This window comes from Pontibacter ramchanderi, assembly GCF_002846395.1.
In the GTDB taxonomy this organism is placed as follows: Bacteria; Bacteroidota; Bacteroidia; order Cytophagales; family Hymenobacteraceae; genus Pontibacter; species Pontibacter ramchanderi.
Genome location: NZ_PJMU01000001.1, coordinates 443,326 through 469,653 on the forward strand (window position 1 = coordinate 443,326; position 26,328 = coordinate 469,653).

At 49.8% G+C, this 26,328-nt stretch carries 23 protein-coding genes; 17 read left to right on the plus strand and 6 right to left on the minus strand.

Annotation, left to right across the window (positions count from 1 at the left end; all coding sequences use genetic code 11):
* Nucleotides 1–181 precede the first annotated feature (181 nt).
* Nucleotides 182–631, minus strand: a complete 450-nt coding sequence (locus BD749_RS01905; RefSeq protein WP_101442684.1) for a YkvA family protein — start codon at nucleotides 629–631, stop codon at nucleotides 182–184.
* Between the two features lie 198 nt (nucleotides 632–829).
* On the opposite strand from BD749_RS01905, the gene BD749_RS01910 reads away from it, so the two are divergent.
* Nucleotides 830–1,411 (plus strand): SRPBCC family protein, encoded by a 582-nt coding sequence (locus BD749_RS01910; protein WP_101442685.1) that lies wholly within the window; start codon nucleotides 830–832, stop codon nucleotides 1,409–1,411.
* Nucleotides 1,412–1,447: 36 nt separating this feature from the next.
* On the opposite strand, the gene BD749_RS01915 is transcribed toward BD749_RS01910, so the two are convergent.
* Nucleotides 1,448–2,863, minus strand: coding sequence for a PhoH family protein (locus BD749_RS01915; RefSeq protein WP_245868624.1), 1,416 nt, complete (start codon nucleotides 2,861–2,863; stop codon nucleotides 1,448–1,450).
* Nucleotides 2,864–3,127: 264 nt separating this feature from the next.
* Between BD749_RS01915 and BD749_RS01920 the strand changes: the two genes are divergently transcribed.
* Complete coding sequence (locus BD749_RS01920) at nucleotides 3,128–3,607, plus strand: toxin-antitoxin system YwqK family antitoxin (protein ID WP_245868627.1); 480 nt, start codon at nucleotides 3,128–3,130, stop codon at nucleotides 3,605–3,607.
* A 492-nt stretch (nucleotides 3,608–4,099) separates the two neighbouring features.
* Here BD749_RS01920 and BD749_RS01930 read toward each other — a convergent pair whose 3' ends face one another.
* Nucleotides 4,100–4,720: an AlbA family DNA-binding domain-containing protein gene (locus BD749_RS01930; RefSeq protein ID WP_101442687.1), complete on the minus strand. Its 621-nt coding sequence runs from the start codon at nucleotides 4,718–4,720 to the stop codon at nucleotides 4,100–4,102.
* Between the two features lie 141 nt (nucleotides 4,721–4,861).
* Complete coding sequence (locus BD749_RS01935; RefSeq protein ID WP_101442688.1) at nucleotides 4,862–5,239, minus strand: DUF3127 domain-containing protein; 378 nt, start codon at nucleotides 5,237–5,239, stop codon at nucleotides 4,862–4,864.
* A gap of 168 nt (nucleotides 5,240–5,407) precedes the next feature.
* On the opposite strand from BD749_RS01935, the gene BD749_RS01940 reads away from it, so the two are divergent.
* Entirely contained in the window at nucleotides 5,408–6,334 is a 927-nt protein-coding gene (locus tag BD749_RS01940; RefSeq protein WP_101442689.1) for an isoaspartyl peptidase/L-asparaginase family protein, read from the plus strand.
* Here BD749_RS01940 and BD749_RS01945 read toward each other — a convergent pair.
* Nucleotides 6,331–7,227 carry a cyanophycinase gene (locus BD749_RS01945; RefSeq protein ID WP_101442690.1) on the minus strand — a complete coding sequence of 299 codons (897 nt, stop codon included), beginning with the start codon at nucleotides 7,225–7,227 and terminating at the stop codon, nucleotides 6,331–6,333. The genes BD749_RS01940 and BD749_RS01945 overlap by 4 nt on opposite strands.
* Before the next feature lie 350 nt (nucleotides 7,228–7,577).
* Between BD749_RS01945 and BD749_RS01950 the strand changes: the two genes are divergently transcribed.
* Complete coding sequence (locus tag BD749_RS01950; RefSeq protein WP_101442691.1) at nucleotides 7,578–8,081, plus strand: YciE/YciF ferroxidase family protein; 504 nt, start codon at nucleotides 7,578–7,580, stop codon at nucleotides 8,079–8,081.
* 147 nt (nucleotides 8,082–8,228) lie between these two features.
* Here the strand turns inward: BD749_RS01950 and BD749_RS01955 are convergent, their stop codons facing one another.
* Nucleotides 8,229–10,130, minus strand: a complete 1,902-nt coding sequence (locus BD749_RS01955) for a M1 family metallopeptidase (RefSeq protein WP_245868629.1) — start codon at nucleotides 10,128–10,130, stop codon at nucleotides 8,229–8,231.
* 330 nt (nucleotides 10,131–10,460) lie between these two features.
* Between BD749_RS01955 and BD749_RS01960 the strand changes: the two genes are divergently transcribed.
* The 13 genes from BD749_RS01960 to BD749_RS02025 all read left to right on the plus strand — a co-directional run bounded on the left by BD749_RS01960 (nucleotide 10,461) and on the right by BD749_RS02025 (nucleotide 26,283).
* Nucleotides 10,461–12,200 (plus strand): L,D-transpeptidase family protein, encoded by a 1,740-nt coding sequence (locus BD749_RS01960; RefSeq protein WP_101442692.1) that lies wholly within the window; start codon nucleotides 10,461–10,463, stop codon nucleotides 12,198–12,200.
* 52 nt (nucleotides 12,201–12,252) lie between these two features.
* Nucleotides 12,253–12,771: a plastocyanin/azurin family copper-binding protein gene (locus tag BD749_RS01965; RefSeq protein ID WP_245868632.1), complete on the plus strand. Its 519-nt coding sequence runs from the start codon at nucleotides 12,253–12,255 to the stop codon at nucleotides 12,769–12,771.
* A gap of 170 nt (nucleotides 12,772–12,941) precedes the next feature.
* Nucleotides 12,942–13,646, plus strand: coding sequence for a Crp/Fnr family transcriptional regulator (locus tag BD749_RS01970; RefSeq protein ID WP_101442694.1), 705 nt, complete (start codon nucleotides 12,942–12,944; stop codon nucleotides 13,644–13,646).
* A gap of 315 nt (nucleotides 13,647–13,961) precedes the next feature.
* Nucleotides 13,962–16,370: a heavy metal translocating P-type ATPase gene (locus tag BD749_RS01975; protein ID WP_101442695.1), complete on the plus strand. Its 2,409-nt coding sequence runs from the start codon at nucleotides 13,962–13,964 to the stop codon at nucleotides 16,368–16,370.
* A 221-nt stretch (nucleotides 16,371–16,591) separates the two neighbouring features.
* Nucleotides 16,592–16,771, plus strand: a complete 180-nt coding sequence (gene ccoS, locus BD749_RS01980) for a cbb3-type cytochrome oxidase assembly protein CcoS (protein ID WP_101442696.1) — start codon at nucleotides 16,592–16,594, stop codon at nucleotides 16,769–16,771.
* A gap of 150 nt (nucleotides 16,772–16,921) precedes the next feature.
* A complete protein-coding gene (gene ccoN / locus BD749_RS01985) occupies nucleotides 16,922–19,105 on the plus strand; it encodes a cytochrome-c oxidase, cbb3-type subunit I (RefSeq protein ID WP_101442697.1) in 2,184 nt (727 codons plus the stop codon).
* A 299-nt stretch (nucleotides 19,106–19,404) separates the two neighbouring features.
* On the plus strand, nucleotides 19,405–20,589 hold the full coding sequence (locus BD749_RS01995) for a c-type cytochrome (protein ID WP_245868635.1): 1,185 nt from the start codon (nucleotides 19,405–19,407) through the stop codon (nucleotides 20,587–20,589).
* A gap of 220 nt (nucleotides 20,590–20,809) precedes the next feature.
* Complete coding sequence (gene ccoG, locus BD749_RS02000) at nucleotides 20,810–22,216, plus strand: cytochrome c oxidase accessory protein CcoG (RefSeq protein WP_101442700.1); 1,407 nt, start codon at nucleotides 20,810–20,812, stop codon at nucleotides 22,214–22,216.
* Between the two features lie 41 nt (nucleotides 22,217–22,257).
* Nucleotides 22,258–22,725: a FixH family protein gene (locus BD749_RS02005; protein ID WP_101442701.1), complete on the plus strand. Its 468-nt coding sequence runs from the start codon at nucleotides 22,258–22,260 to the stop codon at nucleotides 22,723–22,725.
* Nucleotides 22,726–22,729: 4 nt separating this feature from the next.
* The gene (locus tag BD749_RS02010) at nucleotides 22,730–23,446 is read left to right on the plus strand and encodes a sulfite exporter TauE/SafE family protein (protein WP_101442702.1); all 717 of its coding nucleotides are present in this window, start codon (nucleotides 22,730–22,732) and stop codon (nucleotides 23,444–23,446) included.
* 92 nt (nucleotides 23,447–23,538) lie between these two features.
* Nucleotides 23,539–24,456: a universal stress protein gene (locus BD749_RS02015; RefSeq protein ID WP_101442703.1), complete on the plus strand. Its 918-nt coding sequence runs from the start codon at nucleotides 23,539–23,541 to the stop codon at nucleotides 24,454–24,456.
* Between the two features lie 12 nt (nucleotides 24,457–24,468).
* Nucleotides 24,469–24,843, plus strand: a complete 375-nt coding sequence (locus BD749_RS02020) for a Crp/Fnr family transcriptional regulator (protein WP_101442704.1) — start codon at nucleotides 24,469–24,471, stop codon at nucleotides 24,841–24,843.
* Nucleotides 24,844–24,951: 108 nt separating this feature from the next.
* Nucleotides 24,952–26,283, plus strand: coding sequence for a DUF2254 domain-containing protein (locus BD749_RS02025; RefSeq protein WP_101442705.1), 1,332 nt, complete (start codon nucleotides 24,952–24,954; stop codon nucleotides 26,281–26,283).
* Nucleotides 26,284–26,328 lie beyond the last annotated feature (45 nt).

Consider the following 26,328-nt stretch of genomic DNA (forward strand, 5'->3'; position numbering starts at 1 on the left):
TAGGGGCCCTCTATTAGAGAGAGAAATCTGAATTATTGCCATTGCTCTAAATTGATCCAGATCTCTCCATTCTGTCGAGATAAAAAATTGGGAATGTTGTTGCTTAAGTTGACGGCATTGAGTCAAGACCTGTCCTTACAATTTAAACTCCTTACCTCATCAACTCTCAAACTCCTAAACTTTAAAGCGTTCCCATTGTCGGCTCGAACCCCTTGTTGCTTTCCCAGGTTTTAAAATTGGTAATCTCTTTCTGGAACGAGTCGATGAACCAGGCCATCAGGCTAATATCGTCGAGGAAGCCGATGACAGGTATAAAGTCAGGGATCACGTCGAGGGGTGTGACCAGGTATAGCAGCACGGCTACGCCCGCGAGCAGCGACTTATTGGAAACCTCCCGGTACGAACCGTTGATATAGGCTTTTACCAAACGGATGAACGTCTGCATTACTTCCTTTACCTGGGCGAAGCCGCTTTTATCACTCTCTACATCCACTAATTTGCCATAGGCCGTGGTGAGCAGCATGCCCAACTTGACAGGTTTGGAGACAAGACCACCCGCCTTGCCCAAAAAACGCTTGAAGATAGTGTGCTGCGATAGCTGCAGCCCTTTATTTATAAGATCCTGAATCATGTTTTTGTCTTTAGTTTGGCCCTTATACGGCTAAAAGCTACGAAATGGTGTTGAGCCGGACAACAAGGTATGGACCATCAGGACCTGGCCAAAAAATAATCTTGGCAGCTTGCTTGACAGTGATGTTTTTTCTCCTTTAAATTGGTGTACCTTTAGCATTAAATTATCCCATACACATTCAGGCATGTCGCATCGTTTATGAAAGCGCCACACTTCGTGCTGGTGTCGTTGCTGGTAGCTTCGGCCGCAGTTTATTTTGGTTCTTTTCTTCTTCCTGACTCCTATGAGGTCAGACGGTCCATTGTCGTTCCTGCCAAACCAGAGCAGGTGTTCCCATACCTGAACAACCCAACCGAATGGGAAAAGTGGAACGCCTGGAACAAAGCCTACGACCCTACCATGATCCGACTTTATGGTGGCCCGCTTACCGGCAAAGGAGCCTACCAGGAATTAAACGGAGATAAAGTAGGCCTGGTGAAAGTTCACTTTACCGACAGTACACCACCCAGCGAACTTTACTACAAGCAGCTCATCAAAGGAGATGCGTTTGAAACAACCGGCATCTTCAGCCTCGAACCGCTCGAAGGCGGTACGCGCGTGGTATGGCAGCAACGAACGCGGGTGACAGATGATTTGTATAATAAGTACAAAGGCTTTTTCAAGAAACTGAAGACGGAGCAGGAAACAGAACAGAGCCTGCTATCACTAAAAAACCTGTTCGACCCCGCTGCTAAATCTGACACCAATAACCAAATTGCCAATAGAAAAGGCCGCAGCTAGGTATAGCAGCGGCCTTTCGCTTTCATACAGGTATAGCTAGAGCAGTTCGTTCGCCAGATTGGCCAGTTCAGACCGTTCCCCCTTCAGCAACGTGATGTGTGCATACAACGGGTGGTTTCGTGCCCGGTCGATCAGGTATGAGAGGCCATTGCTCTGCGAATCGAGGTAAGGCGTGTCGATCTGGTAAATATCACCTGTAAACACAATCTTAGTGTTCTCGCCTGCTCTGGAGATAATGGTCTTCACTTCATGTGGGGTCAGGTTCTGCGCTTCGTCCACAATGAAATAAATGTTTGAAAGGCTGCGCCCCCGGATGTAGGCGAGCGGCGTGATCACCAGTTTCTCCAGTTCCACCAGTTCCCGGATCTTCTGGTACTCTTTGCTGTTCTCCGCATATTGATTCTGAATGTATTTCAGGTTGTCCCAAAGCGGCTCCATGTACGGGTTCAGCTTCGACTTGATATCGCCGGGCAGGTAGCCGATATCTTTGTTGCTGAGCGGCACAATAGGACGTGCGAGGTATATCTGTTTGTAATCCCGGCGCTGCTCCAGGGCACTGGCCAGTGCCAGCAGCGTTTTGCCTGTTCCGGCCACGCCCTGTATACTTACCAGCTTGATGCGCGGATTTAACAAAGCATGCATGGCAAAAGTCTGCTCGGCATTGCGCGGCTTCACCCCATAGGCACTCTGCTTGTCTACCCGCTCAAATTGGTCCTCGGCTGGGTTATAATAGGAGAGGATCGAATTCTTAAAGCTCTTGAGGACATAAAAGTGGTTGTCGGCGGGCGTTTCCTTAATAACCTTGCCACTTTCCGAGCTTCCCTTATCATATAGATCATTGATCACACCCGGATCAATTTCTTCGAGTGTATCGCTGCCGGTATAGAGCCCCGCCACGTCCTGGATCTTACCGGTTTCGTAGTCCTCTGAGATCAGATTAAGTGAGCGGGCCTTCAGGCGCAGGTTAATGTCCTTGGTAACCAACACAACTTTGCTTTTAGGAAAATCCTGTTGCATCTGCAGGGCAGAGTTAAGAATGTGATGGTCGTTCTTGTCGCCGAAAATCTTGGTGGCATCCAGCTTGGCGCTGCCATTCATCATCACCTTAAACTTGCCTTTGGTCTTACCGTTGAGCGGGATCCACTCCTGTAGCATGTGCTCCGAAGAGAGTTTATCTATAAAACGGATAAATTCACGGGCCTCAAAATTTTTAATATCGTTGCCTTTTTTGAAGTTATCGAGCTCCTCCAACACGGTGATAGGTATGGCTACGTCATGCTCCTGAAAGTTCTGCACCGCGCTGTGGTCATACAAGATAACCGAAGTGTCAAGCACGAATATCTTTTTACCTTTCGAGTCAGCTGCTTTACCAGGTGCCGGTTCTTTTACCTTACTGGCGGTGCGGGATATTTTTTCTGGTTTGTCTTGTGCGGTCTTCGTTTGTTTGGGCATAAGGGTAGGGCTAAAGAGGTGTATTTAATCTTTTTACGCAAATACATAGCGCTCAGTCTATCTATAGAATCAGCACAAAGTGGTTTCACACAACTTATGTTACTGCTATAAATTCAAACAGAAAATTACTGCCTTGATTAAGAACAATTTACAATATTTATGAGTACAACTAATTAATTAGTTGAAACAAAAAATATTTTTATATTTGCCAGGCTGCATCTGCTTCGGCCAACTATGAGTTAACCTATCACTTAGCTATCGTCTATGAAAGTCAGCTATACCTTGTATTTTCTTTTGCTCTTCTTCATCCCATTCAATTCGCAGGCACAGACCAAGTCTAAAAAAGGAATATGGCCCTTCCAGATCAATCGCTTTGATAAAGAAGGGCGGCATCATGGTCGCTGGAAACTATACCTATCGGATAATACCACCTTGTTGCGTGACGGAAGATTCAAACACGGCGAGGAGCGGGGCAAATGGCGCTACTACTATCCGGACGGCAGCATCCGTAAGATCGAATACCACAAACCAAACAAAGAAGAGTTTTTGGTAAAAATCTTTCATGACAATGGACAACTCCAAAAGCAGGGTATGGCCAGAACAGAGGAGACGGAGCGCGTAATTCACTATTATTGGTTTGGTACTTGGCAAGTATACAATCGCGCCGGACAGCCCACCCACACCGAATACTATGAAAAGGGAAATGAAAAGACACTTGACTTGAGCAGGAGTTTCAGGGAATAAGGAAGCGGCTGATATACTTTTGTCTTAATAATCCGCTTTTGCAGGGGGATTCCAGCTCCAAAATCAAGGGAAGGAACTGTGCTCGATTAACATACCTCGTTCCCTTCTTAGTTGAGGGCCCAAACCCCCAAGGGGAACTTCTGCTATTACCATTTCCAAGGTATAAGATCTGTTGCACATGACCACTGGCAGGTATAGCAGACTAACTTGTCCCTTGAGCAATGAAATAAGTAGCTGTGCCAATTGCACGAATGACGATTTTTTTTGAGCGGTCAGCGAGTGGGAGTAGGGGCAATCTTTCTTTTCATCAAGGAGAAAAGTAAGTGCCCGCCCGGCCAAGCTATAAAGCAAAAAAGCTTAAGATATAGAAAAGCTGAAGCTACGCTTGTATAGGTATAGCCATGTGGCCAGGTATACCTGGGGCAGAGGCCTCTCTATACCTGGCACAAGTGAGGACGATCGCGTCATAACCATCAAAATACTTCAACACGATTAACTTAAGGTATAATATTCCTCCTTCTCCTTATCATGCAGCCGCAAATACCCATGAATCACCAGCTTCACCAGCATCCGGTACGCCCGTCTTTCAGATAGATTCGCGATCTTCATATACTGACGGAGCGTAACGCGGCGGTTGAGCGCCAGATAGTCCAGCACGGCACGCTCGTGGCGGTCCAATGGGATGCGCTCGAAAGTAGGTTCCTCAGCCAGCATCGACTTCTCCACCATTTTGCTTGTCTGCACACTGGTATCCTTTACCCGCACGTAGCCACGCCAGTCATCATCCTTCACTTTGGCAAAGTGGGGCTTACGGTCACTTTCTGGCACAGTCACCTTCAGGATGGTATGGTTGTCCAGTTCTACTTCTTCATAAAGGAGTTGCAACGGCGGATCGCAGTAAAAACTGGCAGCCAGTTCCAGGGTATGCTTCTCTTCATCCGGATCGATGCCAACCACTTTGCCATCGTCTTTGACGCCGATGAGGATGGTACCACCACGGGTATTAGCGAAGGAGACCAGGGTGCGCGCAATTTTATCGGGCTGCGTGACGCGTTGTTTGAAATCAACCTGATCGTTCTCACCCTGCCAGATCAGGCGCTGTAAATCGTCCATAGTCAGAAGGCTTCAGGTATAGTGGCTATACCTTGTTACAGTATAAGAAGAGCAGGAAGCCTCATTTTGTTTAGGTCCGCTCACAAAAGGCATAAAAAAAGCGAGCCTGTGGGGGCTCGCTCTGTTTATACGCAATATATATTAGAAAGGCAGATCGTTGTCTGCATCGCTGCTGTAGAAAGAAGGAGCTGCTGATTCCTGAGCAGGAGCACCAGCCGGAGCGCCATAGCCACCAGAGGCAGCGGCACCCTCAACACGCCAAGCCTGCAGGTTGGTGAAGTACATGGTCTGGCCATTCTTGGTGAAGGGCTTGCCCGTCAGGTTGAAAGTAACTTTCACTTCGTCGCCTTGCTTGTAATTGTCGATCAGGTTACACTTGTCTTGCGTGAGCTGGAACTTGCAGTATTGCGTGAAAGAACCGTCCGGAATCTCCAGCACAAACTCACGCTTTCTGAATTTTTCACTTACCTGCTGTTCCTCAAACACTTCGTACAGCTTTCCTTGAATATCAAACGACATAAAATAAACTTTATAATGAATACATTGATCTAAGGACAAATATACGAAATCTTTGGTTTCGGCGGGGATGAAAAATGAAGTCCTTTTTAAATCTTTACTCTAAAATCAAGCTGGCAAAACAGCTGAGGCCCTGCAGGCGTAGGAGTTATTTTAACGCACCCAAACCCTATGCAGAACCTAGCCATTGCCATACACGGTGGGGCAGGCACCATTACGCCCGCCTCTATGACCCCAGAACTAGAAAAAGCCTACAAGCAGGCGCTCTCCAAGGCCCTCAACCAAAGCTACGAAGTACTCGAAAAAGGGGGCACCGCGCTCGATGCCGTGGAGTTGGCCGTTGTGCTGCTGGAGGATTCACCTTTGTTTAATGCAGGTCGTGGCTCTGTATTTACAAAAGAGGGCAAGCATGAAATGGACGCTGCCATTATGTGCGGCAGAACGCTGGAGGCCGGCGCGGTAGCAGGTATACGGAACATCCGCAACCCGGTGCGTCTGACACGCGCCATCCTGGAGCACTCCGACCATGTCTTCCTGAGCGGCTATGGGGCAGAGGAATTTGCCCGAAAGTATCAAATCGACTTTGAGCCGGAGGAGTACTTTTACGACCAGCACCGCTATAAGCAATGGCGAGAGGTGCGCGACACCGACATCTTCATGCTCGACCACACCGAGGAGCGGAAGTTCGGCACAGTAGGCGCCGTTGCCCGCGACGCGAACGGCGACCTGGCCGCTGCGACCTCTACCGGCGGTATGACAAACAAAAACTACAACCGCATCGGCGACAGCCCCGTGATCGGCTCCGGCACTTACGCCAACAACAAAACCTGCGCTGTTTCCTGCACCGGGCACGGTGAGTATTTCATACGAGCGGTGGTTGCCTACGATATCTCGTGTCTGATGGAGTACAAAGGCTATACCTTGCAGCAGGCCTGCAACGAAGTGGTGATGAACAAACTCGTAAAATTTGGGGGAGAGGGAGGTCTGGTTGCTGTTGACAGCAAAGGAGAACTGGCCCTGCCTTTTAACTCTGAAGGAATGTACAGGGGTTACCGCACCAGCGGCAAAGAAGGTATCGTGGCGATTTACAAATCTTAACTGCGCGACTCTGAGGCCAGTTCGTTCTTCTCCACGTCTTGCATGTCTTTATAGAAAGCGCGTGAGTTGATGTTGAACACGTTTCCTTTCGCCAGCACATGCATCATCATGCCGGCGATGGCCACCGGTCTTCCGGGTTCTATATCATTTATGTTGGTATACTCCACACCATAGCCGTCTACGATCACAACCAGGTTCGAACCGATGGTCTCGATCATGTGCCCCTCCGTGATCAGTACACCTGTGTCTTCGCCCAAGCCGATACCGACTGTTTTGGGGTGAGAAACAACCGCTTCCATTAACCGGCCGAAACGACCCCGGATCACAAAGTGAGAATCGATGATAACGCCATTAATGAGGCCAAAGCCATGACCTATTTTAACGGAACCGCGCAATAGCGATTCCGTGGAGCTACCGCCCTTGATCATAACCTCCGACATGGCCATAGCCCCGGCACTGGTTCCGGCCACTACAAAATCTTCGTTCCAATACCTGTCATGAACGATCTGCAGAAATTCCGTGTCTCCGAAGATGCGGGTTAAACGGGACTGGTCTCCTCCGCTAAACATAATTCCGTCGGCTTTGCGGATGCGCTCCAGGTATTCAGGCTTCAGGGCATCTTCTTCTTCGCGTATGTGCATCATGTTCACGTTCTCACAACCCAAAATGCCGAATGCACTCTCGTAGCGCTCGCCTACTTCTTCAGGTATAAGCGAAGCAGTGGTGATGACTTCGATGGTGGGATTGGAAACAGGTATCTCGTTCAGGAAACGCTTAAGTATACCCAGCTCAAAGAAATCCAGGTAGTATTTCTTTTTGTGTTTGGGGTTTGGGTATGAGCCTTTGTCTTCATTTCCGCCAATGGCAATGAGCTTTCCTTTTGGTTTATCCACGGGTGCTTCAGTTTTATGCTAATTTGTATACTTACACTTTCGGAACGATGTCGAATACCAAAACATCATCCCCACTAAGATTACCTATATTTTTGAAAATCGTTACGGAAGAGCAGTCATTATTATGATTTAAGGTATAATATACCCTAGCTGAAAATTGCATAGTAAAGCGAGATAAGTGGAAACTGAGATGAAAATTATAGAAATTATATATTTAACTGCTAGGCAAATTCACTATATATATTTTATCTAATAAAAATTATATTTTTAAACCTCCGCCACATCATCCCGTATAGTAATCACACAAGCTTAGGCTTGCAATTATGTACGACGCTAAACCTTTCCAAGCTATGAAACTTAACAACCTGAACGACTTATTCATCCACGAACTCAAGGATATTTACAACGCTGAAAAGCAGATCACCAAAGCGCTTCCTAAAATGATGAAGGAGGCTTCTTCTTCACAGTTGAAGAAAGCATTTGAGATGCACCTCAGCGAAACAGAAAAACAAATTGAGCGACTGGAGCAAGTCTTCGACCTTTTGGGCATGAAAGCCTCCGGAGAGAAGTGTAAGGCGATGGAAGGCATCATCAAGGAGGCGCAGGACATGATGTCCGAAAACGCTGACTCTGATGTAATGGACGCCGCCCTGATCGCTTCGGCCCAGCGTGTGGAGCACTACGAAATTGCCGGTTACGGCACTCTTTGCACCTATGCCAAGCAGCTAGGTCACAAGGAGATCCTGAAATTGTTGCTCATGACACTGGAGGAAGAAAAAGCCACAGACTTAAAACTGACTGATCTGGCAGAGAGCAAGATCAACGTGAAAGCTGAACACAAAGGGGCAAAGTAAGCCTTTTAAAGACATAAGGAAAAAAATCTGTCCTTTCCCCATGCTAACCAAGCTGGCCAGAAGGAGACAGATTTTTTTCTTTTATACTTATGCCAACAAAAAAGCCCCGCATTGCTGCAGGGCTTTTTTGTTTAGGTATGTCTATACCTATTTGAGCATAGCATCCAGTGTGTTGGTTGATACAGCATGGTAGTTTGGTTTGGCCCGCACGTAAATTTCCTGCGCCTTTTTCTTACCGGCAGGCGTAGCCACCAGCGTCTTGTAAATCGGCACCAAAAACTTGCGACGCCCCACATTGGTAAGGAAGTTATCGAGCGCCTGGTCTGCCGCAGCATAATTATTGCGGATCGTATGGATGAACCAGGCAGCCAGTACCTCAGAGTTACCGGACTTCGTAAAGCCAAAGGCCTTGTCCAGGTCCGCCATTTGCTGTTGGCTCATTTGCTCAGGCAGCATACGGATAAAGTGCAGCCACTCGTGGCTCGACCAGTCTTTGGTCTGTAGTTGGCTCGCTGGCTTACCGCCCTGCCATGCCTTAAAGGATTCTTCTACCTGGGCAAAACGCTTGGAAGTCGGCTTCTGGTGATCTTCCGGAAGACCTGGCGTATAGACCCAACCTTCAATATTGATTTGCTCAGCTATTTTCTCATCGCCCTGTATGAGCTCTTTTCGCAGAAAATCCAGGAAGAGGTCTGTGTTCGTGCTTTGGAAAGCGAACGTCTGGAAATACTTGTTCAGGAACTGATCGAAGCGCTCACGGCCCACTACGCGCTCTATGTTCTGCAAAAAGAAATTGCCTTTCTCGTATGCGATATCCGTAAGCCCTTCATCCGGGTCACGGCCTTCCAGGTCAAGTTTCAGGCGGGTATCGTCGCTCTCAGGTCCAATTTCCTGCAGCGTGTTCTGTAAGTCCTGGTAGCCCAAAACGTTGAGCATGTCTGCATAGTCTTTTCCGTAAATCTCTTCCATTATGCGGCGCTCGAAGTAAACGGTAAAGCCTTCGTTCAGCCAGAAATCATCCCAGGTGGCGTTGGTCACGAGGTTGCCGCTCCAGCTATGCGCCAGTTCGTGCGCGATCAGGCTGGTAAGCGAGCGGTCTTTGGCCAGCACGGTAGGCGTCACGAACGTGAGGCGCGGGTTTTCCATACCTCCGAACGGAAAGGAAGGAGGGAGCACCAGCAGATCGTAGCGATCCCAGCGGTATTTGCCATAAAGTTTTTCAGCGGCAACCAGCATTTTATCCATCTCCGCAAACTCGTACACGGCAGCATCAATAGTGGCTGGCTCGGCGTAAATACCCGTCTGCTGTCCGATCGGCTTAAATACCATATCACCCACAGAAAGGGCCATGAGGTAGGAAGGGATTGCCTGGCGCATTTCGAAGGTATAGCTGCCGGTGTTGTTTCTCTGCTGCGGGTTTTCGGCACTCATCACGGCCATCAGCTCCTTGGGCACCTGCACGTTGGCACTGTATGTAATGCGTATGCCTGGGCTGTCCTGTATCGGAATCCAGGTACGGGCCAGGATCGCCTGCGACTGTGTGAACAGGAACGGGTACTTTTTGCCGGCGGTCTGCTGTGGGTTGAGCCACTGCAGGGCATCTGCATTGGCCGTGGTGCGGTACTGGATGGTCACGTAATCTGTCTCCGGCTGAATATCGATGATCAGCGGACGACCCAAGAATTCCTTTTCGTCACCGAGCCTGAAGGTAGTAGGCGTTTGCTCCTTGCCCAGGAATACCTGCTCAATCTCAAGCCCGCGGGTGTCAAAAACAATCTCGTTGCCTTTGGCAAGGTTCTCGATCTGGTACGAGGCCTTACCGGAAATCACTTTTTTGTCGAAGTTCACGGCGATGTCCAGGTCGAGGTGACGCGCTACCGCCTCAGTTGGCTTAGCGTAGCTGTGTACGTCGGCTGGCGTGTTGGCCATACTTTGTTGTTCTGCTGTCATAGTTTCATCTGTCGTAGTGGTGGTTTGGGTGGAGCAGGCGCCAAGCTGCAGGCTGCCGGCCAAGCCCAGTCCAAGTAAAATTTTACGGTATGGAGTCATGGTTAACTTTAGTTATGGAGGGGTAAGATACATTTTTTGTCTGCAACTGAAAAGTAGCGGCACATATATGAATCGGCAGTTGAAGCCCATACGTAGAATGTTATAGTAGTATTCACTGTCATTCCAATGAACCTACCTCACACTATTGAACTGCGCACTGGTGTATCCGACGCGCTTCGGAGACATGTATACAACATTTTGTGCCAGATTAAAGTACATAAGCAAAATCGAAGCGAGAAGGTATAGACTACAGAGAAATAGCACAATTTTAAGCGAGACTTAATATAGCCTCTTTCCAACCGATCGCCCTAAGCCATTAAACCAACAAACATGAACCCTTTCATCCAAGAGAAGTTACGACCAATAGCTTTGGTCATACTCTGTCTTACAAGCCTTGCCTCCTGCAACAAAAGCGGTGATAAAAAAGAAGAAGGCGGTGTAAAAGAAATACTGGGCCTTAACACGCTGGCTGCCAGTGAAACAGACAGTCTGTACATAAAGAATTACATCAGCAAGCACAAGCAGTTTAAAGAGCACGAAGACCTGATCTACCTCTTTTACGGCGACCGGGATTACAAACTGGGCTGGTTCAAGGGCTCGGACCTGGTGCCTGAGTCAGAGAAGCTCATCTCGACACTGGACAACGCCGCCCAGGAAGGACTTGACCCGAAAGAGTACAAAGTAGTCGCCCTCGACGAAATGATCAGCCGGTACAACGAAATGGGCCGCAAGGACTCAGCCCGATTGGACCTACAGCAGCAAATCGATATCGCCCTGACGGCTACCTATTTTAATTACGCCTCAGACTTTTATAAGGGGCGCATTAACCCGAATGATGTGAAACAGGTGCAGTGGGGCGTTCGCAACAACAAAATAAAACTGCATAAAGCCCTGCAAACCATCCTGAAAGAGCGGGAGAGCACATATCCGTACTACGAGTTTGAAGCGCTACACAAAGGCTATGCTGACCTCCGGAATGCCCTGCAGCAATACCGCGCTTTAGAAGAAAAAGGAGGATGGGCCAAAATAGAACTGGGCAACCGCAAAATGCTTGAGAGGGGCGACACCGGAACAGTAGTGTTGTCGCTGCGCAAGCGCCTGAACCCAGATGCACAGATCAATGCCAACGATCCGGCCATGCGCCAATATGACGACAAGCTGGTAGCACAGGTAAAAACGTTTCAGGAACTACATGGCATTGTGCCAGATGGCAAAGTGGGCGGCAACACGCTGCGCATGATGAATGTACCGGTAGAGGACCGCATCCAACAGATCATGATGAACATGGAGCGCTGGCGCTGGATACCAAAACGCCTCGTTCCCAAAAGTTTGGATCAGAAATACATCTGGGTAAACATACCGGAGTATAAGCTCTACGTGTACGAAGACCCAAGCAACAGCCCGGAGGCAGAACGCTCATACAAGAAGACACTGGAAATGAACGTGATCGTGGGGAAGACCATGCACTCCACGCCCATTTTCAGCGATAAGATGGAATATGTGGTACTGGCTCCTTTCTGGAACGTGCCCAACAGCATCGTAGAAAAAGAGATCGCCCCAGCCATGCTGCGCAACCCCGGCTATCTCGCCGGGCAGAACATGGAGGTGGTCACCAAAGAGAAAAACCCGAAGCAGATTGATCCTTCGTCCATCGACTGGTCTTCAGTCACGGAAAAGGACTTTCCGTATATGGTCCGTCAGCGTCCGGGACCAAAGAATGCGCTGGGTACCATGAAGTTCCTGTTCCCAAATGAGCACGCCGTATACCTGCACGACACGCCTTCAGGCTCTTTGTTCAGCCAGACCCAGCGCGGGTTCAGCCATGGCTGCGTCAGGCTGGAGCGCCCGATGGACTTGGCGCAGTATGTGCTGAAAGACATGCCTGAGTGGAACGAAAGCCGCATTCAAGAGACAATCCGTGGAGGAGAGGAGATCTGGATTACCTTACCGAAGAAGGTGCAGGTATACCTGGTTTACTTTACCAGCTGGGTTGACGATGACGGGAACGTGCATTTCCGGGATGACATCTACGGCCATGACAAGCGGTTAGAGCAGGAGCTTTTCAGCTAATCTAAAGGTATAGACTGTACCGCTTAACACACGCATTATGAAAATATTAAATATGTTATATATAGTTCCTATAGTCCTGCTGACTTGCTCATGCGGAGGAGAGACGGGAACAGGAGAGAGTCAGGAGAAAATAACGGACCAACCCCTGACACAGCAAGAGGAAACGCAAGACACTACGCTGCAGAATGTGGCGGAAGTTAGCATCCGGGCTACCGGGGGCGAAGAACTGGAGAGCATGGACTATGACCAGGACACCATTGAGGTAAAAACCGGGACATTGGTTAAACTAACCTTCACAAACGAAGGCAAAGACCCGAAGATGATCTATAACATGGTGTTTACCAAAGAAGGGTATTCCGCTCAGGCAGCCCAGAAAGGAGGGAGGGCAGGCGCCTCTGGCAACTACCTGCCCGACAGTTCGCTTCTGCTGGCAGCTTCCCCACTCGCTTTGCCTGGGCAGACGGTGACAATGGAGTTCACAGTGCCCGACACAGCCGGTGTTTTCGAATTCGTGAATACTTACCCAAGCGAAACACCCCTGATGAAAGGAAAGCTCATTGTTAAAGAGTAAGCACGACGTCAGGAATAGCAAACTGCAAAGCCTCTGCCCACCAGCGGGGGCTTTCTTTTTGAAGACTAAACACTTACACGTATAACCTTAGAACGAATTGCAAAAAAAGCATGTTGTAAGGCATACGATATAGCAGGCGATTGCATACTTTTGTAGCATCCTGATTGCTTATGAAATTCACTAACCCTGACTGTCTGAACTGTTCGAGCCGCGCACACTCCCTGATGAGCTGCTGCAGGGCTTCTGAATTGTCGCACCTTTCTGAAACAAAATCCTGTTTCGCCTACAAGAAAGGGCAGATGATCTTTCATGAGGGAGGCAAGCCCACAGGACTTTACTGCATTAACTCGGGTAAGATCAAAATAGGCAAGTTAGGAAGCGACGGCAAGGAACAGATCGTGCGCCTGGCCAAACCCGGCGATCTGATCGGTTACCGCGCCCTGATGGCCGACACGAACTACTCTGCGTCTGCTGTCGCGCTGGAGGATGCTGTGATCTGTTTTATTCCGCGTTCACAGTTCCTGGAGCTGATCAGCCAGAATGTGGAGTTTGCTGGTGGCCTGATGAAGCTGATCTCGAATGCCTTGGGTGAGGCAGAGGAACGTATGGTGCAAATGGCCTACAAGCCGGTGCGCGAGCGATTGGCAGAGGCCCTGCTGCTTCTTCAGAAAACGTACCAGGAACGGGAAGGCGACGACCAGTTCACCATCTCCATTTCACGCGAAGACCTGGCTTCCATCGTCGGCACAGCCAAGGAAACCACTATCCGACTGCTTTCGGAGTTCAAAGACGAAGGTCTGATTTCCGCCAAAGGCAGTTCCATTACCATTCTGGACCAAGAAAAGCTGTACAAGATCAGCCACATGTACGATTAGGCGTCTAGCGCTTTTTAAACAGGTATAGGCAATAAAAAACGGCAGCCGTATGACGCCTGCCGTTATTGTAGCTCAGTCTCTCCTCTAAGCTAAATCACCTTATACTAAACACTAAACTTTAATCACAAAACATTATCTTAAAGAGGCTCGCAGCGCTTTGCCGCCTGCCTTATTTGTCATTCTTGATGATACAAAGGTCGAGCATCGGGCCGGTCTTTGCACTGAGGTATATCAGTTCAGAAAGTGACATGCATCATCTTTTAGGCTATACCCGCCAATTACCTTTGTACCAGACATTAATAAAGGATAATTGTGATGGAAGCCGCACTCCAAACCAATATTCAGAACTGCTACCACTGCGGGGATTCCTGCGGTGACGAGCCCATCATAGCACATGAAAAAGCTTTCTGCTGCAATGGGTGTAAAGCTGTTTATGAACTTCTCGAAGAGAACAACCTCTGTACATACTATAACCTGGAAGAGAGCCCGGGCCTGTCTGGCAAAAAGCCAGTTTCGGAAGCTCGTTTTGCTTACCTGGATGACCCGGGTGTAGAAGCCCAACTGATCAATTTCCGCAGCGACAAGATCTGCAAACTGACCTTTTACATTCCGCAGATGCACTGCAGCTCCTGTATCTGGCTGCTGGAGAACCTGTTTAAGCTGAACCCAGGTATAGCCGATACAACGGTGAACTTCATGCGCAAGGAAGTAGCCTTGACCTATTTTCACGAGAAGACCTCGTTGCGCGAAGTAGTGGAGTTACTCACCCGCATTGGCTATGAGCCTGCTATAACGCTGGCCGATACCGACGGCAAGAAAACCACTAAAAAAAGCCGTACCATTATCTATAAGCTAGGTATAGCCGGTTTTGCCTTTGGTAACGTCATGCTGCTGGCCTTCCCGGATTACCTGGACTTTACGCAGGGGCTACAGCACAGCTTCGGTTCCTTCTTTGGATACCTGAGTATATTGCTGTCTATACCTGTTTTCTTCTACAGCGCCCGCGGGTTTTTCACCTCTGCCTGGGAGGGTATCAAGCAGCGCATGGTCAACATCGACCTGCCGATCTCAACCGGCCTGTTGGCGCTTTTCTTCGTATCGCTGTTTGACATCATTACCGGCCGCGGCCCGGGCTACCTGGACTCATTTACCGGTCTGGTTTTCTTTATGCTGATAGGTAAATATTTCCAGCAGCGCACTTACGACACACTCTCTTTCGACCGCGACTATACCTCTTATTTCCCGGTTTCTATTACTGTGCTGAAAGAGGACGGAGAAGAGTCCTCCACAGCTGTACGAAACCTTCAGGTAGGCGACCGCATCCGTATTCGCAACCAGGAACTTATACCTGCCGACGCTATCTTACTTCGTGGTAGAGCCATGATCGACTACAGTTTTGTGTCGGGTGAGTCGGAGCCTGTGGAGAAGGTAGTGGGAGAAGTGATTTATGCCGGTGGTCGCCAGGTGGGGGAGAGCATTGAGCTGGAAGTAGTCAAAGAGGTGTCGCAGGGTTATCTGACACAACTTTGGAACGACACTGTCTTCTCAAAGAACGAAGAGCAGTACCTGCATACTTATTCCAACATTGCCGGCAAGTGGTTTATCATCGTAACCCTGATGGTGGCTGCCGGAGCCCTGATCTACTGGGTGCCCCGCGACATGGACATTGCCATGAAAGCCTTCACATCGGTGCTCATCATTGCGTGTCCTTGTGCCCTGTCGCTGGCCACGCCCTTTGTGCACGGCCATACCATGCGGGTATTCGGGCGTAACAAGTTCTACCTCAAAAACACCGGCGTAGTAGAGCGACTGGCCAAAATTGATACAGTGGTATTTGACAAGACCGGTACGCTGACAGAGCCAAGCGAAGCTGAAGTAACCTACACAGGCAAAGCCCTTTCAGATGAGCAGGAACAAGCGATATTTTCAGTCCTGCGTCACTCTACACACCCGCTCAGCCAGCGCATCAGCGCGAATATGAAGGGCAGCACAGCACCGGTTTCCGCATTCCAGGAATTTACGGGCAAGGGTTTGGCTGGCGAGGTAAATGGGAAACTGGTACGGGTCGGTTCTGCCGCCTACCTGGGTGTGCCTGCCGATAAGCAGAAAGATACGCTCAAAACCACTGTTTATGTCTCTATCGATGGGGTAGTGCTCGGCTACTATACCTTCTTTAACGTGTACCGCGAAGGGTTGAAAAAAGTACTGAGCGATCTGAACGACAAGAAAATAGCAGTACTCTCCGGAGACAATGACCATGAGGCCGCCCGTCTGCGGGAGTTACTTGGTAACGAGGCCGAGCTGAGTTTCAACCAGTCGCCTGTTCAGAAACTGGAGTACATCCAGCGGTTAAAGGAACAGGAGCATCGCCAGGTGCTCATGGTAGGGGATGGCCTGAACGATGCCGGCGCCCTGAAGCAAAGCGATGCAGGTATAGCGCTGAGCAACAGCGTGACTAACTTCTCACCGTCCTGCGACGCCATCCTGGATGCCAGTTCTTTTGACAAGCTGAGCACGTTTCTGAACTTCTCCAAGAAGACCATGACGCTCATCCTCCTGACCTTCGCTGTATCGCTGGTTTACAACGTGGTGGGTCTGACTATGGCTGTTATGGGGCTCTTCACACCGATCGTATCCGCCATCCTGATGCCGATCAGTACGCTCAGCGTGATGACCTTCGCTACACTTTCCGTGAAGTACGCCGCCAAAAAAGCGGGGCTTTAATTATTTGTGAGTGAGTGATTGAGTGAATGAGTGATTAATGAATAGTGCATAATAAGGAGATAAATGATTGGTAAGCCGCAGCCGGGAACATTGAGTCAGGGATCTGCTTTACTAGCCACATCACACCCATTAATCATTAATCATTAATCACTACTCATTATTAATTCACAAACTCAATCGCTAACTCTCTCATTCGCTAACTCACTAAATCCCAAACTCCCATGTATATCATCTTTATTCTTATCGCCATTAGTGTGCTCGTAGCAGCTGGATTTCTGGCAGCTTTCCTGTGGGCGGTCCGATCCGGGCAGTACGACGACGACTATACCCCGGCAGTTCGCATGCTCTTCGAAAACGAGGTGAGTGGCGGACCGAAAACCAAGAAACCAGGACAGAAATAGCCTTAAGCCCCTTAGATTACTGATGACTATCACCTGGAAGAGTGACATTGGTCATCTTTTGGGAGAGGCTGATTTATCAATTTTGCACATGATTAACAAGCAAACAAACAGTATTACAAACCACATCTTAACAAATGGAGGACACCGCACATGTCAACTAATGTAGGAACCGTCTTAGAGCCGAACCCGAAGCGGGTAGGGCAGGACACCGGGGGTACAGAATCCTTCTTCTACGACAACAAGATCGTTCGCGACTTTGGTATTGCCACCGTGTTCTGGGGCGTAGCCGGTATGATCATCGGTACCCTGATCGCGTTCCAGCTTGCCAACCCGGATGTGAACATGGGTAACCAGTACACAACTTTCGGCCGTATCAGGCCACTGCACACCAATGCGGTGATCTTTGCCTTTGTTGGTAACGCCATCTTTATGGGGGTGTATTACTCGCTGCAGCGCCTTTGCAAGTCACGCATGTACAGTGACTTACTGAGTAAAATAAACTTCTGGGGCTGGCAACTCATTATTGTAGCCGCTCTCATTACCCTTCCACTGGGTATCACAACATCTAAAGAGTATGCCGAGCTGGAGTGGCCAATCGACATCGCCATCACCCTGATTTGGGTGGTATTCGGCTGGAACATGTTTGGCACCATTGCCAAGCGCCGCGAAAAGCACATGTACGTAGCCATCTGGTTCTACATTGCCACGTTCCTGACAGTAGCGGTGCTGCACATTGTAAACTCTTACGAACTGCCTGTTACCTTCTGGAAAAGCTACTCTGGCTATGCCGGGGTGCAGGATGCGCTGGTGCAGTGGTGGTATGGCCACAATGCGGTGGCGTTCTTCCTGACCACGCCGTTCCTAGGCCTGATGTATTACTTCCTGCCAAAGGCTGCAAATCGTCCGGTATATTCTTACAGACTATCCATTATCCACTTCTGGTCGCTGATCTTCATCTACATCTGGGCTGGTCCGCACCACTTGCTGTATACCTCTCTGCCTGACTGGGCACAGTCACTGGGCGTTGTGTTCTCGGTGATGCTGATCGCTCCAAGCTGGGGTGGTATGATCAACGGTCTGTTGACACTGCGTGGCGCCTGGGACAAGGTGCGTGAAGAGCCGGTGCTGAAATTTATGGTAGTAGCAGTTACTGCCTACGGTATGGCTACTTTCGAAGGCCCGATGCTGTCTTTGAAAAACGTAAACGCCATTGCGCACTTTACCGACTGGATCGTAGCGCACGTGCACGTAGGTGCTCTGGGCTGGAACGGCTTCCTGACATTTGCCATGCTGTACTGGTTATTCCCACGCCTGTACAAGACGCAAGGTTTATACTCGAAAAAACTGGCGAACGCTCACTTCTGGCTGGGCACACTGGGTATCCTGTTCTATGCTATACCTATGTACTGGGCTGGTTTCACCCAAGGCTTGATGTGGAAACAGTTCACACCGGAGGGTACCCTGCAGTACTCTAACTTCCTGGAGACTGTAATCCAGATCATCCCGATGTACTACCTGCGTGGTATTGGCGGTGTGCTATACCTGAGCGGCGTGTTCCTGATGATCTTCAACCTCTATAAAACAGCCAAAATGGGCTCGCTGGTAGCGAACGAAGCCGCTGTGGCGCCTCCGGTTGTAAAAGAGCAGAGCCACAATGCCGGCCACTGGCACAGCTGGATCGAGAAGCGTCCTACCCAAATGGCTATCTGGGCAACGGTAGCGATCCTGATCGGTGGTCTGGTAGAGTTTATACCTGCCTTCGTGATCAAATCGAACGTACCAACCATCGCTAGTGTGAAGCCTTATACCTCGCTGGAGCTACAGGGACGTGACCTGTACATCAAAGAGGGTTGTGTGAACTGCCATACACAAATGGTTCGTCCGTTCCGCTCCGAGACAGAGCGTTATGGTGAGTACTCCAAGGCAGGCGAGTTCGTGTACGACCACAACTTCCTGTGGGGCTCCAAGCGTACCGGTCCGGATCTTCACAGAGTGGGCGGTAAGTACCCGCACAGCTGGCACTACCACCACATGCTCGACCCGACTTCCATGTCGCCTGGCTCTATCATGCCGGCTTACCCATGGTTGTTTGAGCAGGACGTGGACCTGACCACGACAGAGGCTAAACTGAAAGTTCTGAAGCAACTGGGAGTGCCTTACGAGGACGAATACATCGCCAACGCAAACCAGGAACTGATGAAGCAGGCCCGTGAGATCACCGCCGACCTAGCAAAAGAAGGACTCGAAGTGCGTCCTGAAAGCGAAATCGTAGCCATGATCGCCTACCTGCAGCGTCTGGGTACGGACATTAAAGTGAAGGAAACACAGGAGTAAACCTGACAAAGGACATGGTGACAAAAGACAAAGGAGAATTCGAATAAGAAAACCTGGTCTTTTGTCCTTTGTCTCAAAGTCACAAAGTCTAAGACAATGTACAAGAACGTGTTACAAGCCATAGAGGGCATCGAAATATATCCGCTCATTTCATTTACTATCTTCTTTGTGTTCTTCCTAGGGCTGTTAGTGTATGTGGCCCTGATGAAAAAGGAGTATGTGAGCAGCATGAGCAGCTTTGCCTGCACAGACGAGGATCAAGATCAAACAATAGGAGGGAACAGACAATGAAATCTCCCATGGAAAAACTGAGACAGCTGGCCCTGGCGGCTGGTTTTGTCCTGATGACGGGCGCCTCGGCATTCGCGCAGGATGCGGTGCAGGGTAAGAAAATATTTGAAGGCAACTGCGCCGCCTGCCACAGCATGGACGCTGATGTGGTAGGGCCCGCCCTGAAAAATGTGCACGAGCGCCGTGGAGATGAGTGGCTGCATAAGTTCATTAAAAACTCCCAGGAGCTGGTCGCCTCAGGTGATGCCGATGCGGTAGCCGTTTACGAGAAGTTCAACAAAATGCCAATGCCGGCTTTTGGTGGCTCTTTGAACGATGACGACATCAACCATGTGATCGCTTACATTAAAGAAGCCAGCGCCGCTGCACCTGTCGTAGCAGCAGAACCGGCAGCAACAACCACCGCTGAAGCTGCAGCACCGGCCGCTGCTCAGGAGGTAGCTTTCATGGACCTGCCACCAATCGTGCATTTCATCTATGGTTTGGTCGGCCTGATCATTCTGTTGATTATTGTGGTGCTGGTGATGCTCTTCCGTGTGATCGTGCCGATGATGGGCGATTCGCTGAAAGACGAGGAGTTCCAGACTACTTTCTCAGGTCGCGTGTATGCCTTGGTGAGTGGTGATGCCACCGTAATGACAGGTAAGGCCAAAGATGAGATTCACTCTAACCACGATTTCGACGGGATACAGGAGTACGACAACGACCTGCCACCCTGGTGGAAGTACATGTTCTACGTAACCATCGTGTTTGCTGTAGGCTACATGCTGCACTACCACGTGTTCCGCACAGGCGCCCTGCAGACAGAGGAGTATGAAATGGAAATGGCGCAGGCAGCCCTGATTGCAGCCCAGAACGTGGAAGACCCGAATGCCGTGACCGATTACGAAGTGCTGACAGACGCCGGAGCGCTAGAGTCTGGTAAGGCCATCTACCTGCAGAATTGCGCGGCCTGCCACGGCCAGGCCGGTGAAGGCACCGTGGGTCCGAACCTAACCGACGAATACTGGCTGCACGGTGGCGACGTGAATGACATCTTCAAGACGGTGAAGTTTGGTGTACCAAGCAAAGGCATGGTGCCTTGGCAGGGTAAGCTGACCAAAGACCAGATGCTGGAAGTGAGCAGCTATATCCTGTCGCTGCAGGGCTCCAACCCGCCCAACGCCAAGGAGGCGCAGGGCGAAAAACAGTAAACCAACCCTTTTTGATGAAAAGGCGGGCGCTCGAAAGGGTGCCTGCCTTTTTTCATTTGCGGTATTACTGACCACTATCACCTGGAAGAATGACATTGGTCATCTTTTAACAGACCGCAAATCAGGAATTTTGTATCAGCAAAGAGCAGCACCGAGCGGCTTCAGGCAACCAATTTATCTTTCAACCGGCAGGATTAATATCCGCACAAATTAAACTGCCATGGCAACAAAATTGCACACCGCCCCGGACGAATTCCGGGACCACATCTCGACTGTAGACGAGCATGGAAAAAGAGTATGGGTATACCCTAAAAAGCCCAAGGGCAAGCTCTATGACTACAGGAATTGGGTAAGCTATGGCTTACTTGCATTTTTATTTGTGGGGCCTTTCATCAAGATCAATGGATTGCCTCTGCTGATGCTCAACATCGTGGAGCGCAAGTTCGTGATCTTCGGCATCCTCTTCTGGCCGCAGGACTTTTTCATCCTGGTACTTGCCTTCCTGGCCATGGTGGTGTTCATTATACTGTTTACAGTGGTGTATGGCCGCTTGTTCTGTGGCTGGATCTGTCCGCAGACCATATTTCTGGAAATGGTGTTCAGGCGCATCGAATACCTGATAGAGGGGGACTACACCAAGCAGCGGGCACTGAACAAGATGCCCTGGAACACGGAGAAGGTCTTAAAGAAAGGGGCAAAGACACTTGTGTTCCTACTGATTTCCTTTGTGATAGCCAACGTGTTCCTGGCTTATGTGATCGGGATAGACGAACTGAAAAAAGTGATCTCGGAAGGCCCGATCAACCACATGGCGGGCTTTGGCTCACTGCTTGCTTTTACAGGCGTTTTCTATTGGGTGTTTGCCTATTTTCGTGAGCAGGTCTGTACCATTGTTTGTCCGTATGGCCGCCTGCAGGGCGTGATGCTTGACAAGAAAAGCCTGACAGTGGCCTACGATTATGGGCGTGGCGAGCCGCGTGGCAAGCTGCGCAAAGGCCAGGAGCGCACCGAAGGCGACTGTATTGACTGCCACCAGTGTGTGCAGGTATGCCCGACAGGTATAGACATCCGCAACGGAGCGCAGCAACTTGAATGCATCAACTGTACTGCCTGCATTGATGCCTGCAACGACATCATGCGCATGATCGATAAGCCGGAAGGCCTGATCCGCTACGATTCGGAAGAGGCCATCGCCGAGGGGCGCCAGTGGAAGCTGTTTACGCCGCGTGTAATGGGCTACAGTGCAGTACTGATGCTGCTCCTGGTGGCACTCACCACACTGCTCCTGACGCGCGACGATGCACAGGCCACCATTCTGCGCACACCGGGTCAGTTGTACCAGAAAACTGAGCAGGGCACCGTTAAGAACCTTTACAACATTTCTGTCATTAATAAAACCAATACAGAAATGCCATTGATTCTGAAATTGCACAACACCGACGGCACGATTAAAATGGTTGGCAGTGAGTTGGTGTTGCCAGCGCAGGGCAAGGCAGATGGTGTGTTCTTCGCTGAGATTCCACAAGAACAACTGACCGGCATGAACGCCAAGATTGAGATTGGGGTGTACCATGGCGACGAACTGATCACATCGCAGGACACCAAGTTTCTGGCTCCTGCCAAATAACAACAGCTTAGTTAGTAAGCAAACATTCAAGCGCATTCATCATGAAAACTGATAAAGATAAAAAATTCACTTTCTGGCCTTATGCTATCGTAATTGGGCTGCTGTCCTTTATGGGCTACATCATCTACTTTGTGATCCAGGCCATGAACCAGGACGTGGACCTGGTTAGCAAAGACTACTACGCTCAGGAGATCGCCTTCCAGGATCAAATTGACCGCGTGCGTCGTACCCAGGCCCTGGGCGATGTAATGCTGCAGTACAGCGAAGAATCCGGTAACATTCTGCTGCAACTTCCGGCCACTTACAAAGACAAAGACCTGAGCGGCACCATCACCCTGTTTCGTCCTTCCGACGACAAGCTCGACAAACAGCTGCCGATGCAGCTTGGCCGTGACCATAGCCAGTTGATTGAGGTAAGAGATCTTGAGAAAGGCCTCTGGAAAGTTCGTGTGAACTTCAGTGATGGTGAAGAAGCATATTATTCAGAGAAAACGATCCAAATAAAGTAAGGCCATGATCTGGGCAGGATTTCTATTTGGTTTATTAGGCAGTTTCCATTGTGTCGGGATGTGCGGCCCTATAGCAATGGCGCTACCATTTGTCGGGAGTTCCGGTTGGCGTTACTACGCTGGTCGGCTCCTGTACAATGGTGGTCGCATCGTAACGTACGCATCGTTGGGCGCGCTCGCAGGCGCCTTCGGTCAGTCTTTGGAAATGGCTGGCCTGCAACAGACTGTTTCCATCGTCTCGGGGGTGCTGATTCTGCTGCTGCTCGTTTTGCCGACCGCATTCAAGGGCAAAGCCTCCCATGTAATGGGAACAGATAAAATTATGGCCTGGGTTCGCCGTAAACTGGGTTACTATTTTCAGAAAAACTCCCTTGGGTCGCTTTTCATGGTGGGCATGCTCAACGGGCTCCTGCCATGCGGATTTGTGTACATCGCCCTGGCCGGTGCCATCAGCGCGCCAGGTATAGGAGGAGCCATGCTTTATATGGCGCTGTTCGGACTGGGCACTTTCCCGCTTATGTACATTGTCTCCCTATCAGGAAAACTCATCAGCCTGAAGGTGCGTGGCATGTTTAACCGGGCTGTGCCGTATGTGGGTATGGTGCTGGCTGTCCTGTTCATTGTGCGAGGCCTTGGCCTGGGAATCCCATACCTTAGCCCCAAAGTAGTGCAAACCGCGCAGTATACAACCGAAATGAGCTGCTGCTCAAAGCCAAAATAAACAGTAGGCTCAATAATGTTATAAATCACTTTTTGGGGTGATGCAGCTCACTGTGGCCGAACCGATCTACCTATACCTTTACTATACTAATCATGACGACTATGACAACGCTATCGGAGACGAAACGCATTCTGGTTCCGCTGGACCTCAATGAAACAGGGGAGGACCTGTTGTACTATGCCGGGCAACTGGCCCATACACTGGGCGCGGAGCTATACCTGTTTCATGCCTGCAAAACGAATGACCTGACGTTTACGCAGCAGAGCAACTGTATACAAAAGCTCCGCTCTTTCGCAGAACGCGTGTTCAGCCGTGAATTCAATGCCTCCAAAGTCGCCGCGCCTTTCGACTGTGTTGTGCGCCCGGGGCAAATAAGTGATAGCATACAGGCTGTTGTGCAGGATTACCAGATCGATCTGGTGCTGATGGATGCGGGGACACACGACAGCAAAGGTCTTACCGGCGAAGCAGCCGAGCGCACGGCAAAAATCATGGACCTGGTGTCGTGCCCGGTTATGGTGCTTCCAGCCGCCGTGCGATACAAAAAGCTCAAGAATCTGGTGTTCGCCACTGACTTTACAGATCAGGACCAGCGCGTGCTATTCCGTATTGCTGACTTCGCGCAGCAGCTTAAAGCACGGCTGACGCTGGTGCAGGTATACGGAGAGGAGGAGCGGTCCCAATTGTGTACCTACAAATCTGCCATGCTGGCTCTTGAGAAACAGCTGAAAGGCCGTGAAGTGATTTTTCGTCTGCTGGAAGAGGAAGACGTATTGGAAGGCATTAGCGAATTTTCAGAAGCGACAGCCACAGACCTGCTCATACTGGCCACACAGGACAATTACCTGATGGAACGCCTCTTCAGCACGAACTACATGAAGACCATGGCCTTCCACACACGCATACCGCTGGTCACCTATCGGCAGCATAAAAAGAAGCCCTGCTCTGGTTGCTGTATGAATTGCAAAAACAAGCAAGAACAGCCACAACCAGAGGCTACCATACAATAAAACCCCACCAGAATGTCAGTAAGGGATTTCATAGAGAGGGGCCTGCTGCAAGGGCAGACCGAAACGCTGGGGACCGGCAACTGTATTTTCAAACAAGGAGAAAAGATTTCCTTTCTATACCTGGTGACGCAGGGCAGTGTGACTCTGGCAGATAACAAAACAGGCATAGACGAGCAGGTTGTGGCCCCGCCCGACTTTTTGCTTGGCATCACCGACCTGCTACATGATACATACAGTTTCACAGCCCGCACCCTCGAGCCTACGGTTCTGATCAGGTTAAGCAAAGAGAGGGTGCAGCAGGCATTGCAGGAAAACCCGCTACTGCGGCTCTCGCTGCTTAAAATGATGAGCTGGGAGGCCGGCCGCACCCAGACGGCATTCGAATAAGTTACACATACACTGGTTAGGAGCCGGTAGCCCCAAGCTACCGGCTTTTTGCTTTACAACCTATACCTGTAGCTGACAGTAAACAGTAGAGGTCAACCCACCCCATATATGAAAAGATTCACAAGCAGGCTAAAGCTTGTTGCACAGTTCATCTATACCAGCATTGGCTTTTACCCTACTTTGGTCTCCCTGCTCTTTTTCGGAATAGCGGTCCTGATGATTTATTTCGAAACCCGCGGCATCAGCAAATCCCTCGAAGACGAACTTCCCTTTTTTATCATAACGCACGGCGAAACAGCCAACATGATCCTGAGTTCGATCGCAACGGGTATTTTCTCGCTAATCGTATTCGGCTTTACTATGGTCATGCTGGTGCTCAACCAGGCCAGCGCCAACTTCTCGCCCCGGGTTATTCCGGGGCTAATCACTTCCAAGTCGAACCAGAAAGTGCTCGGTTTATTCCTGGGAACACTGATCTATACCTTGGTGGTGATGGTGAACGTTCGCTCCGAACACTATGACACTGACCTGCCGGGTTTGGCCGTGTTCATGGCCATGTGCTTCACCATCTTATGCCTGGCCTTTTTTGTGTATTTTATTCACTCCATCTCCACTGCTATTCAAATCGGCAACATTCTCGAAGACATCTATAAACTGACGCTACAAAAGCTGCGCAAAGAACTTGAGCAGGATGAAGGGAAAGAGCTTCCCGCCATTTTTGAATCTGGCGACTGGCAACTACTCAACAGCAGCAAGAGCGGCTACTTGCAAAAAGTGGATAAGAGCGCTGTCATTGAGCTTTGCAGGAAACACAATGTGGTGCTGGAGTTTTTGCAGCCCCTTGGCCATTTCGTAATCAAAGGGCTGCCTTTTGCCAGGGTATCCGGTCAGTTAAAAGATAAAGAGGCATTTTGTGATGAGCTCCATACCCAGATGAGCTATTATCAGGAGGAGTTGGCGGATATCAATTACCTTTATGGATTCAAGCAAATCACCGAAAGTGCCGTTAAGGCGCTCAGCCCCAGCATAAACGACCCCGGCACTGCCATAAAAGCAATCGATTACCTTACCGATCTCTTCATCGTTCGGATGGGGCTCACCGATGAGAAGATATTTCATGACGAGGAAAATGTACTGCGCCTGCGGCTGGATGAGGTAAACTACCAGGAGCTTCTCAGCCTGTGCCTGGGCCCCATTCGCGTCTATGGCAGAGAAGACCCCGTCATTTTGCTGCGTTTGCTGAACCTGCTCAAGAATCTGTGTCTTGCGGCAAAATCGTATCCCAAAAGACTGAAAGCGATCACCGCGGAAGCACAGCTGATCGTGGCAGATGCAACCAATTTTGTCGAAAACAGGGGAGACCAGGAGAAGATAAATGAGATGATTGAAGCCCTGCAAAAGAACTGCGCACTGCTGCAAGACCTACCGAAGCTGAATTAATAATCGTAAACTTAAGCAGGAAAAGGTTATTTTTACAGCAACTGC